Source organism: Candidatus Phytoplasma pruni (assembly GCF_013391955.1).
GTDB lineage: Bacteria > Bacillota_I > Bacilli_A > Acholeplasmatales > Acholeplasmataceae > Phytoplasma.
In genome coordinates, this window is the sequence record NZ_JABUOH010000047.1 from 57,143 (window position 1) to 69,778 (window position 12,636).

Sequence of the window (12,636 nt, forward strand, 5' to 3'; positions counted from 1 at the left end):
ATTCTTTCTAAATAATTTTTATACATTTTAACACCTTGAATCAAAACGAACAACCAAATTCAATAATTTATTAGAAACATAAATAGTTTTAACGATTTGACCTTTTTCCACTAAGTTAGCGATTTTGTTGTCTTTCAATGCTAATGCTAAAATAGCTTCTTTTTCTTGATCTTTATCAGCTTGTATTTTAGCTTTAACTTTGCCGTTAATTTGAACCACAATATCCACCGTATCAGCCGTCAATAATGTTTCATCATAAGTCGGCCATTGAGAATAAACCAATTCTTCTGAAGATTCTAAAACTGTTTGGTTTAATTCTTCTGTTAAATGAGGTGCTAAAGGGTTTAATAATTGTAAAAAGATTTTCATTTGTTTTTGATCTATTTTTTGATGTTTATAAGCTTCATTAACAAAAATCATCAACTGACTAACGACTTTATTGAATTTTAAATTTTCATAATCTTCTGTCACTGTTTTAATCGTTTGGTTCATTATTTTCTTTAAAGGTGCGAACTCTTGCGCAACCACTTCAAATGAATCAAACATGTGATAAACACGGTTTAAAAATCTTTGTACCCCTTTTAAACCTTGTTCGGACCAACTTTTACTATCTTCTAGCGGACCCATAAACATCATATAAATTCTTAAAACATCAGAACCATATTTTTCTAAAATTAAAGAAGCGTTAACAGCGTTTCCTTTAGATTTGCTCATTTTCAGATTATCATGACCTAAAATCATCCCTTGATTAACTAATTTTAAAAAAGGTTCTTTGCTGGAAACTAAACCTAAATCAAATAAAAATTTATGCCAAAAACGGGAATATAATAAATGTCCTACTGCGTGTTCTGTTCCACCAATATAAAAATCAACTGGTAAAAAATAATCCAATAATTCTTTCGCTTTATCGGTGTTTAATGGAATCATACCTAAATAATTTTTTAAAATATAACCGATGTAATACCAAGAACTGCCGGCTAACTGAGGCATCGTATTAGAATCTCTTCTAAATTTTTGACCATCTTTTTCAAAATATATCCAAGAGGAAATATTAGATAAAGGTGAAGTTCCGTCGCCAGAAACCACAATCTTTTCCACTGAAGGCAATTCTAACGGTAACTCCGCATCAGAATTTAAATAAATATTATCGTTTTCATCATAATAAACAGGGAAGGGTTCGCCCCAATATCTTTGACGAGAAAAGACCCAATCATGCATTTGATATGTAAAATTAACTTGTCCCCAATTATTTTTTTGAGCCACAGCGATAATTTTACGATTCGCTTCTTCATAATTAAGACCGTTCAAAAAATCACTATTAATAAAAATACCGTCTTCCACCTTAATTTCTTGCTCTTCTTGGAGTTCTTTCTTTTCAGAAGGAGAAGTTGGGGTTTCTTCAGGTAATTTAGCGATAGGAATCATTTCTAAATCATATTTACGAGCGAATTCAAAATCTCTACTATCATGATAAGGAACAGTCATAATAGCTCCTGTACCATAATGAGGTAAAACATAATCGGCGATCCAAATAGGGATCTTTTTTTGATTAGCGAAGTTAATAGCATAACTGCCTATAAAAACTCCGGTTTTTTCTTTATTAATATCGCGTTCTAAGTTAGTTTTACGTTTAGTACGGTTAACGTACTCATCTACATCGTTCCGACATTCTGGAGTAGTTAATTCAGCTACTAAAGGATGTTCTGGCGCTAAGATTAAGGCTGTTACACCGAAAATAGTACTCGGTTTAGTGGTAAAAACTGAAATCTTTTTATCTTTGACATCTATTAAAGAAAAATCGAAAATAAAACCTTCTTTTTTACCAATCCAGTTTTTCTGCATTTCCTTTAATTGAGGCGACCATTCTAATAAGTCTATGTCCTCTAAAAGTCTTTCAGCATAATCAGTAATTTTTAAAACCCATTGTTTCATTTTCTTTTTGACTACTGGATGAGACCCTCTTTCGGAGACTAAACCATCCTCAGTAGGCACAACTTCTTCGTTGGCCAAAACAGTCCCTAATTCTTCACAAAAATTAACTTCTATCTCTTGTAAAGAAGCAAGATTTTTTTCATAAAGTTTTTTAAAAATCCATTGAGTCCATTGGTAAAAATAAGGTTCGGAAGTAGATAATTCTCTCTCCCAATCAACCCCTTTACCTAATTTCTCTATTTGTTTTTTAAAATTATTGATGTTTTGGTAAGTGAAATCTTTAGGATGATTACCAGTATTTAAAGCATATTGTTCGGCTGGTAAACCAAAAGAATCCCAACCAAAAGGATGCAATACGTTATATTGTTGCATCCTTTTTAGCCTATTCACAATATCACTAGCAGTATAACCTTCAATATGACCCACATGTAAACCTTGCGAAGAAGGATAAGGAAACATATCTAAACAATAAAATTTCGGCTTTGTTAAATCTTCACTAGTTTTAAAAGTTTTGTTTTTTGTCCAGTTTAGTTGCCATTTAGATTCAATTTTTTCGAAATCATAACACAACATAAAAAAACCCCTTAATATTTAATTTTGACTAATTGTATTATTTAGATGAATTCAGTTCAACAAAATCACAAACTTCTTGAACAGTTTTAAACTGTTGTAAAGCCTCATCGCTAATTTTAATATTAAAAATTTGTTCTAATTTAAATACTAAGTTAACAGCATCAATAGAGTCAATCCCTAAATCTTCTTTTAATCTAGTTTCCAACATAATTTTTTCCTTAGGAATGAATAATTGTTCGGAAATTATTTCTTGAATCTTCGTTAACATCTTTATATCCTCGATTAATATATTATTTTAATACTTAAAAAATTTATACAAATCATATAAGAATATTATATATCATATATGATTAAAAATACCGAAATAAACATATTTTTATTTTAATAAAAAAATAATTTATTTTTCATTCAAAATAAATTATTTTTTTAAAACGATCTGATAAAAAGGCTTTAGATCGTTAAAAAATAAAAAAGGTTTAAATTGCAAATAAGTATTAATCTGTCTTATCTGTCTTTTAAAAAAGTCTTTTATAAGTGATTATCCTTTATTGATGTAAATGCCGAAACCTCTTGAACCAAGGTGAGTAGAAACAATAGGAGACATTTGACCGTATACTGATAATTTAACATTAGGATCGTTCAAATTTTCTATCTCTTTGATTAATTCATCTACAATAACGCGATTTTCAACATAAATAATTTGAATATCTACTACGCCTTCCTCTTCTTTTAATTGAAGAGCGTATTTCAATAAATATCTAAAACAACTTTTCCAAGTGCGGACATTTTTTTCTAAAGAAATAAAGCCTTGTTTCATTTTTAAAATAGTTTTAATTTTAAACAAACTACCTAAAAAAGATTTGAATTTACTAATTTTTTTATTAGCTGCTAGATATTTCAATTCATCTAAAGAAAAAAACATACTGCCTTTTTTCTGCTCTACCACTACTTTTTCAAATATTTCTTCATTAGTTAACTTATTTTCGTTTAAATAATGATGAACTCTGGTTAGAGTGAAATAGGTGCCTGGTCCCACACTTTCTGTATCAATAACGGTAATGCGGTCATCGCCTAAAATTTGTTTAGCTTTAAGAGCACTATTATGAGTCCCGCTGAATTGTTTTGATAAAGTAAGACAAAGTATTTTCTCATATCCTAAATCAATTTGTTCTTGATAAGCTTTAACAAAAGCTTGTGGATTGGGCTGACTAGTGGTCACTTTAATTCCTTGATGCAATAAATTCAATAACTTTTTGTTATCAAAGTCTTTATCGCTAAAAACTTTATTATCGTGCATAATAGTCATATGAACGACACTAAGATCAGGGAAAAGACTTCTTCCAAAATCTCCTCCAATAGTGGATTCAACCACAATTCCTAATTTTCTTTTATTCATATTAACGTTTTCCTTATTTCTATTGAAAAATATAAATATGTTTAAAGCATAAACATAGATAAATATTCTTGAATTTTATTTTTATCATTGGTTTTTAACATGATACCTTCTAAAGCAATTGAAATATCGCCTGTTTCTTCAGAAACGACAATCGTCATACTATCGGTATTTTCACTAATACCTAAAGCCGCTCGGTGTCTTGAACCAGTAGTTTTTTCAAAATGTTGATTATCCGATAACATAAAATAAGTTCCCGCTGATAAAATTTTATTTCCTCTAATAATAACAGCTCCATCATGCAAAGGCGTATTAACGTTAAAAATATTTAACAATAATTCTTTAGTAACGTTTCCATCGATTAAAATAGATTTTTGGGCGAATTGTTCTAAAGAATGATGTTTTTCGATAGTAATCAAAGCACCTGTTTTTCTTTTGGATAATTCTAAAACACTATCTAAAATATTTTTTTGAGTATTTTTACTTCCCATAACAACGTTTTTTCGGCTTTTCCAAGATTTGGAAAGAGCTTGTAAATGGTATCTTAAATAAGGGGCTTTAACGACTATAGGGGCGGTAAAGACAAAAGTTAACAAAGGTGTGTAAATATCAAAACCTAATATATCTTTTAAAACAATACCATTCGAAGTCAATAATTGATCAATAAAATAAACACAAGCGGTTCCTAAAAAAAAAGAATAAATTATTTTGGTTAATTCATATTTGCTGAAAAAAATTTGTAAAGAAAAAACAAAAAAAACGCAAAAAATAATAATATATAATAATATTGTTAAAACATACGGAATTGACATAAGCAAATACCTCTAAAGCCAAATATTATTATTTTTATAATAATTCTTGGTTTTTTCTAATAAAAATTTTTTTAACGATTGATAAAGCAAAACCATAAAGTGTTAAAGAAACCACTAATAAAGCGATATATTTAAGAGTGAAAGGATTTGCAAAATTTAATGATTTTTTCAAAACAGGGATGAATGGTAAGGAAAGTGCTAAAGTCCCCCCAATAATAGAAAACCAAAGCATCATGCGAGATTTTTTTAAACTTTGCCAAAACTTATCATTTCTTAAACAATAAATAGTGAAATATTGAGTCCAAATAGAAAAGATAAACCATCTAGTTTGGAATAAACTAATGTGTTTGTTTTTATATTCTTTTAATGGTGTATTATCTTCTATAAAATATAAACCAAAAGAAAATAAAACATCAAAAACAAAAGCTAAAGCGCCAAAAACCATCATAAAACGAATAATATTTTTAAAATTCCATTGACGAGGTTTGTTTAAATTTTCTTCTTCTACGTGGTCAAAAGGTAAAGCTAAACAAGAAAAATCATAAATTAAATTTAAAAATAAAATTTGAATCGGTAATAAAGGCACAAAAGGTAAATAAAAAGAAGCCACTAAAATACTTAAAATATTACCAAAATTAGCCGCTAAGGTTAATTTAATGTATTTTATCATGTTCGTATAAGATCTACGACCTTCTAAAATACCATTTTCTAACACTTTTAAGTCTTTTTCTAAAAGAATAATATCAGCGGACTCTTTCGCTATATCTACGCCTGAATCAACCGATATCGCTAAATTAGCGTATTTCATAGCAGCAGCATCATTAATGCCATCTCCCATATAACCCACAACATTACCTTTTTGTTTAAAAACAGAAACAATTCTAGCTTTTTGTTCGGGATTTAATTTAGCGAAAATATTGATATTTTGGGCTTTTTTATACAAGACCTCATCATCCATTTGATCTACATCAGTTCCTAATAAAAAATCTTGGTTAGCGATATTTATTTGGGAAGCAACGATTTTAGATAAAATTTCGTTATCGCCAGTTAAAATTTTAACTTCTACATTATGTTTTTTCAAAGAAGCAATCGCTTCAATAGCGCTTTTTTTCGGAGGATCTAATAAAGTTAAAAAACCAATCATAACCATATCTGCTTCTTTTTTAGAATCAGCTAGGTTATTGTTATCAATTTTTTTATAAGCTACGCCCATCACACGAAAAACTTGATTATTGTAAAACCTAGTTTTTTCTAAAATTTTTTCTTTATCAATTTTAACGATTTTAGTTTCTTTTGTTTGAGGATCAGTCATTTCCATATAAGAACAAATATTTAACATTTCTTCGATGGCGCCTTTAGTGATGATAGTTGTTTCCTTCTTTTTATCAACCACAATGACGCTCATAATTCTTCTTTTAAAATCAAAAGGAATTTCATCAATTTTAGTAAATTCTTGTTCAATATTTTGGAAAGAAACTTCTGCCTCTTTTTTTTGTTTCATTTTGTCAATAATTGAAGCATCAATCAAGTTTTTTAAACCTGTTTGAAAAAAACTATTTAAATAAGCGTATTTTAACACTCTATTATTGATGTTATTGTTGATGTCTAAATAATTATCAATAATGATTTTATCCTCAGTTAAAGTACCTGTTTTGTCAGTAAATAAAACATTCATAGCGCCAAAATCTTGAATAGAATATAAATTTTTAACAATCACTTTTTGTTTTGATAAAACTACCATACCGATGAAAAAAGAAGTGGTCGCTATTAAAGGTAACATTTCAGGTGTTAAACCTAAAACCGTACTTAAAGCGAAAGGCAAAACTTCCCAAAAATCAAATTTGCCAGGCGCTTTAACAAAATTTAAAAAGACAATAGAGGGTAAAACAATAAAAATAGAAACTGTTATTATTTTAGCAATCGAATTGATACCTTTTTGCAAAGTGGAAAGAGGCTTATCTTTAATCGCTATTTGGTTTATTTTACCCAAATAAGTTTTATTTCCGATAGAGACAACAATCCCTTGAGCATAACCAGAAACAACCGTTGTACCCATGAAAACAAGCTTTTTATCTTCTAAAATATTATTATATTTTTCCGAACAAACGGCTTTTTTTTCAATAGGATCAGATTCTCCCGTTAAAGTGGTTTCTTTAACAAAAAAATCTTTTGTTTCAAATAATTTAATATCCGCAGGTATAATATCGCCGGCTGATAAGCAAATGATATCGCCCACAACGACCTCATCTAACGGTATTTCGATAATTTGGTTCTCTCTTTTAACAGATGTTGTAGTTTGAATAATTTTTTTTAATTTTTCAGAAACATTGGAAAATTTAGCTTCTTGCATAAAATTCATTATATTAGAAACTAAAAGAACTAACGAAATAATAATAAAAGTTGAAAATTCTTTTTCCCCTTCTGGAGCACCGTAAACATCTTTACAAAAAGAAAAAACAATTAAAAACAATAAAATCATATTAAAAGGGTTAAAAAAGGTTTGAATAATTTTTTTTGTCCAAGAATTTTTTTTTTTAGCAAAAATGTTTTGACCGTAATTTTTTCTTCTTTGAATAATTTCCTCCGAAGAAAGACCTTGGGCGTTAGTTTTTAAAAGTGCAAAAGTTTGTTCAATATTTTGAGCGCTAATGTCTTTCAAATTCGGTAAATTATTTAAAAAATATTCATCAGATTTTTTTTTCATATTTTGCACTCCTTGGATAAAATGTTTATTAATAAATAAAAAAGATATAAACAGAAATACAAAAAAATATTTAGATGAAAAAGCCAAAATAACCGTTCTTTAATTTATTAACATCAAAAGATTAATAAATTAAAGATGGTTAATTTAATATATTGATAAATTTTATCTGTTGTAAAATTCAACAATTAATTGTTCGTTAATTTCATGTAAAAATTCATTTCTTTGCGGATATCTAACGTATGTTCCTACTAATTCTTTGTTAACTGAAACATATTCGATTCTGCTGTTCTTATTGAATTCTAAAGCGTTTTTAACGATTTCTAATTCTTTAGATTTTTCTTTTAAAGAAACTTGTTGACCTGGTTTTAAACGGTAAGAACTAATGTCCACTTTTTTAGCATCAACTAAAACATGACCGTGAGAAATTAATTGTCTCGCTTGTGATCTTGTTCTAGCAAAGCCCATACGATAAACCATATTATCTAAACGAGATTCTAGTAAAGTTAAAAATACTTCGCCATGAACACCTTTAGATTTACTAGCATTGTGGAAAATCTTTTTAAATTGTTTTTCCGAAACACCATATGTAAAACGAACTTTTTGTTTTTCTTGCAATTGAATACCGTAATCACTTAATTTGTTTTTACGTTTTTTTTGCTTACTACCTGCAAAACTTTCTTTTTTTCTAACTAACTCTTTACCAGTTTCTGACAAAGAATAATTAAGACGACGTGAAATTTTCCATGTTGGACCTATATAACGTGACATTGAACTTAAATCTCCTTACTTGATTTTATGAAGGCATTGAAGTTATGCTTACTTAAGATTAATAATCTACTATAACTATTTTCCTTCTAAAACAGCAAAGAATTACTAATGCTTTTTATTAAAACATTGTCTAATAAAAAATAGAGATTAAGTTAACCAAAAATAAACACCTGTTTTACCATCTTCTATATTTTAAGTTAAAAAGAACAAATAGTCAAGTATTTTTTAACAAAATGATGTCGATTTTCATAAAAAACTCAATAAAAGAGGTTTTTTATCATTTAAGAAGGTTTTTTTCTTCTGATTATAAATGAATTATTCCTATTCGCATTTTGATCATTTTTACAAGAGAGCAAGAACTCATAAAATGGAGTCCAAACAATCGTTCTAGCAAGTAAAAAAAGAGACCTTAAGTTTGATCGGCTTAGGTCTCTTTTCTGTTGTTTTGTGTAATGAATACTTATTAAAAAAGTTTTTATATAAAAAACCCGCCCGACCTAAAAAATTTAATTTTTTTGTTGGGATATGATTGTTTTAACATTTATTTTTTTAAAAAGTCATTGTTTTGGAAAAATATATAATGAATTGGGGGATAGTTAAATGTTCTAACATTATGGTTTTTACTTTTTCTTGAGGGGTTATTTATTGTTTTTGGCGTCATTATAATCTTGGAGGGCTTGTTGTTTGTTGGATGGATATTCTTCGAGAGCGAGTTGGCGGGTTTGTTGAGCGTATTCGTATTTTTGTGGGGAGAGTTCATAAAATTGACGGGCGGATTCATAGTCTTTTAGGGCTTCCTTTTTCATTTCATCAGTAATTATAATGATTCTATTAAAATTTTTGTCTTGAATGTAATCGATAGAACCGTCGGATTTGTAGTAGTTTTCGCCTACAAATTTATTACTTGAACTCCAATAAGCAATACTTTTAATGGTGCCGTTGGAGTCGAAGGAAATGTGTTGTTCTGGTTTAAAAAAGCCAGGTTGGAAGCGAATGGAAGAGAGGGTGCCATCGTAGTTGTATAAAAATTGATGTTTAAAGATGTCATAAGTACCATCTTTGTCATCAGTAATTTTTAGAGGTTTGCCATCGTCGAAGTACTCGAATTCTTGGTGCCTTTGGAATCCGTTATTTGTTTGGGAATTGTAAATATTGATTTGTTTAATTTTCTGGTTTACATAGTAATCAACATATTTAATTGGTTGACCTGTTTCAAAATTATAGGTTCTGATATCCCAAAGGAGACTTGTTTTGTCGTCGTTGGGTTTGCGGTGGTTGTAGCGAGTGGATTTGATGGGATTGTCATTTTCAACGTTGTATTCAAAGATGGAGTAAATGGAACCGTCGTTATAATATGTAATTGTTTTGGCGCGGGAGGTGCCGTTGGAGTTGTAGTGAATAGTTTTGGTTGGTATTTGATTTGTTTTTTTCGGGTTTTTTGTTTTTGAAGTTTGTTCTGTACGAGAATTAGAATTGTTAGAATTTATCATTTTAACAATAAAATAACCTGAAATTGAAACAATAATAGCAATTATAACGACAATAAGAATAATAAAGATTGTTTTGTTTTGATTTGATGTTTTTTGCGACATTCGAAAATATCTCCTTGAATTTTTTATTTTTAGATATGTTTTTATTATACGTTTTTTTTTTTTTTTTTGCAATAGTTTGGGATGGTAATTGTTGATTTTGTTAGTGAGGGGCGAAAGTTAGGGTAATAAAAAAACCCTTACGAGGAGAGATAGGGTCTTTGGGGGGTTAATAGTTTTTGATTTCTTTGATGGAACCGTCGGCTTTGTAGTAGGTTTTCTTGACAATAAGTCCTGTTTCAACATTGTAGGTGATGATGTGGTCAATGAAACCATCTTCTTCTTTAAAATGAGGTTCTTCGTTAGGTTTTATAATATAAGAAGATTTAATGTTTCCGTCAGGATTATAAAATTTTATTTGGTTTAATTTTTCTGTTTTATCGTCATAATTAGAAATACTAAATAAATAACCAGCCGGATGATAAACGGTTAATTCTTTTATAGGTTTATTTTTTAAGACAGAAAATAGAGAACCGTTGGGGTTGTAGATAATGTATTCAGTTATTTCTCCTGCATTATTGTATTCAGTGATTATTTTGTGTCCTGTAGAATTGTAGGCGACGGTTTGTTTATTCTTGACGTTGTCATTTAAATTATCGTCGGGATGTGCGATTGTGTTAGGATTTGTTGTGTTGTTTTTTGCGTTGCCAGGGCGTGTATTGTTTTTTGTGTCGCTGCGAGTTGAGGCTTTATTATAATGATAAAAGCCGTAAATGATGCCGGAAATTAGTAAGATGATGAAGATAAATAATACAACTTTGGGGAAAATTTTTTTAGGGGGTTGGGATTGAAAGGGATAATGAGGTTGATTCGTGTTGAGACTCCTTGAATTTTTTTATTTTTAGATATGTTTTTATTATACGTTTTTTTTTTTTTTTGCAATAGTTTAGGACGATAATTGTTGTTTTTTTTAGTGAAGTTCGAAAATTAGGGCGATAAAAAAGACCTGAGTGAAATAGATTGTTCGTACTTCTATTTCAAGAAAATAAACAAACGACTAACTAAACCACTTAATCTGGTTTTTTCTTGTTTAACTAAATATTGAGCGTGAGAATAGTAAACTAGTTTTTGCATTTTAAGAATGGTGGCGCCGGCTCCTTTGTCAATAATATAGTTAGCAACCTCAAAAAGATTAGCCGCATTGAATTTATTGGCCATTTTGACTTTCTCTTTTTTGTGAAACGATTAACTTTTGTATGTAGAATTTTTTTATTTTTACAATAATTTTAAAACGTTTTAGAAAGGAAAAAAGTTATAAAGAAAGATAGATAGATAAAATATAAAAGGAACCCATTTACAGGTTCCTTTTATAATGTTATGTTGTTGTTATGTTGTTGTTTGTCTGCGAAACAAAAGATTTTTTTAAAATTTTTGGAGCATTTTATTAATTATTTTCTTAGGGTGTATTTCTTTAAAAAGTTTGATTAATTATTTATTCTGTTTTTTTAAGGTTGGCTTTCCCTGTTCATCATATTGTGTAGTGTTCATCAGTTGTTCGTTTATATCGTATTCAGCATCCCAAGATTTAGACCAATCAATTGTGGGTTTTTCATCTGAACCTTCTTTAAAATATCTTATTTGAATGATTTTTCTGTTGATATCGTATTCAGCATCCCAAGATTTAGACCAATCAATCGTGGGTTTTCCATCAGAACTTTCTTTAAAACATCTTTGTTTGATTTGGTTTCCGTTTTCATCATATTCAGCATCCCAAGTATTAAGCGATTGCCAATCAACCGTTGGTTGTCCATTAGAATCTAATTTTTCTTTAAAAACTCTTAGTTTGATTCGATTGGCTTTTTTGTCGTATTCAGCATCCCAAGAATGACCCCAATTAATAATAAATCGTCTATTAGAAACCAATGCATCATAAAAACCTCTTTGGCGAATGGGGTTTCCATTTTCATCATACTCAGCATCCCAAGTATCAAACGATTGCCAATCAACCGTTGGTTGTCCATTAGAATCTAATTTTTCTTTAAAAACTCTTTGTTTGATTCGTTGCCCTTTTTGGTTATTTTCAAAATCAAAAGTTTTTGATGAATTTAAATCAATTATATATTGTCCTTCATTAGAACCTTTTTTAAAACCTCTTTGTTTAATTGTCTTTTGATTAAAATCAAATTCAATATCATAAGAAACATCCCAATCAATTTCAGGATTATTATCACCTTCCAAACTATCTTTCAAAACTCTTTTTTGAATAATTTTTACATTGTCTTGGTTGCTTACACCATAACAATCTAATAATTTTTTTTGGACTATCTTTTCTATTTCATCTGGTTGTGAATCGGTTTTTATTTTTAATTGATGGAAGATTGCTTCTTTTATTTCTTCATCTGTTACTTCGTCAGAAGGAATTCCTTTTTGATTTCGATATTCTTTAAGCTTACCCAAAACTGTGTTAACTAGTTTAACCGAAGGTTTTTGTTTGTCTGTTTTTTTATCTTTGACTAATTTTTGACCTGCTAAGGTTAATTGGTTTACAGAAGAATGAGGTTTATTGTTTTGTTGTGTTTGAATTGCGTTTATCAATTGTTGATCTGTTACTTCATCAATTGTTATATTCTCTTTTTCTCTATATGCTTGAGATTCTTTTAAAGCTTGTTTTCTCTTTTCTACTTGTTCTTTATTTTCTTGTGTTTCGATTTTATTTTCTTCTTTTTTAGTTGTTTGTGTTTGGTTTGCAGAAGGTGAAAGATTGTTATTCTCTTTCTTATTAAAACGCTTCAAACCCCATAAAACAATGCAAACTGTTAAAACAGTTAATAAACCTAAGCCGACTAATAATATTTTTTTCTTATTTTTGCTAAGAAAATCTTTGAACTGAGGACAAAAATTGAACTATCGAAAAAATAAATCAAC

10 protein-coding genes are annotated in these 12,636 nt (G+C 29.0%); all 10 read right to left on the reverse strand.

Annotated features, from left to right (window positions below):
• Positions 1-27: 27 nt before the first annotated feature.
• The 10 genes from leuS to HR065_RS02125 all read right to left on the reverse strand — a co-directional run bounded on the left by leuS (position 28) and on the right by HR065_RS02125 (position 12,504).
• Positions 28-2,505, reverse strand: a complete 2,478-nt coding sequence (gene leuS / locus HR065_RS02085) for a leucine--tRNA ligase (protein ID WP_280527667.1) — start codon at positions 2,503-2,505, stop codon at positions 28-30.
• Between the two features lie 37 nt (positions 2,506-2,542).
• Positions 2,543-2,773, reverse strand: coding sequence for an acyl carrier protein (gene acpP, locus HR065_RS02090; RefSeq protein WP_017191564.1), 231 nt, complete (start codon positions 2,771-2,773; stop codon positions 2,543-2,545).
• A 270-nt stretch (positions 2,774-3,043) separates the two neighbouring features.
• Entirely contained in the window at positions 3,044-3,901 is an 858-nt protein-coding gene (locus HR065_RS02095; protein ID WP_218644388.1) for a DegV family protein, read from the reverse strand.
• A gap of 41 nt (positions 3,902-3,942) precedes the next feature.
• The gene (locus HR065_RS02100) at positions 3,943-4,710 is read right to left on the reverse strand and encodes a diadenylate cyclase (RefSeq protein ID WP_244948339.1); all 768 of its coding nucleotides are present in this window, start codon (positions 4,708-4,710) and stop codon (positions 3,943-3,945) included.
• A 34-nt stretch (positions 4,711-4,744) separates the two neighbouring features.
• Positions 4,745-7,414: a magnesium-translocating P-type ATPase gene (gene mgtA, locus HR065_RS02105; RefSeq protein ID WP_178734248.1), complete on the reverse strand. Its 2,670-nt coding sequence runs from the start codon at positions 7,412-7,414 to the stop codon at positions 4,745-4,747.
• Positions 7,415-7,576: 162 nt separating this feature from the next.
• Positions 7,577-8,182 (reverse strand): 30S ribosomal protein S4, encoded by a 606-nt coding sequence (gene rpsD, locus HR065_RS02110; RefSeq protein ID WP_178734249.1) that lies wholly within the window; start codon positions 8,180-8,182, stop codon positions 7,577-7,579.
• 638 nt (positions 8,183-8,820) lie between these two features.
• Positions 8,821-9,774, reverse strand: coding sequence for a DUF2963 domain-containing protein (locus HR065_RS02115; protein WP_178734250.1), 954 nt, complete (start codon positions 9,772-9,774; stop codon positions 8,821-8,823).
• 166 nt (positions 9,775-9,940) lie between these two features.
• On the reverse strand, positions 9,941-10,540 hold the full coding sequence (locus HR065_RS03805) for a DUF2963 domain-containing protein (protein ID WP_420885488.1): 600 nt from the start codon (positions 10,538-10,540) through the stop codon (positions 9,941-9,943).
• Positions 10,541-10,743: 203 nt separating this feature from the next.
• A complete protein-coding gene (locus HR065_RS02120; RefSeq protein ID WP_178734251.1) occupies positions 10,744-10,929 on the reverse strand; it encodes a Panacea domain-containing protein in 186 nt (61 codons plus the stop codon).
• Positions 10,930-11,199: 270 nt separating this feature from the next.
• Positions 11,200-12,504, reverse strand: a complete 1,305-nt coding sequence (locus tag HR065_RS02125; protein WP_178734252.1) for a hypothetical protein — start codon at positions 12,502-12,504, stop codon at positions 11,200-11,202.
• Between the last annotated feature and the right edge of the window lie 132 nt (positions 12,505-12,636).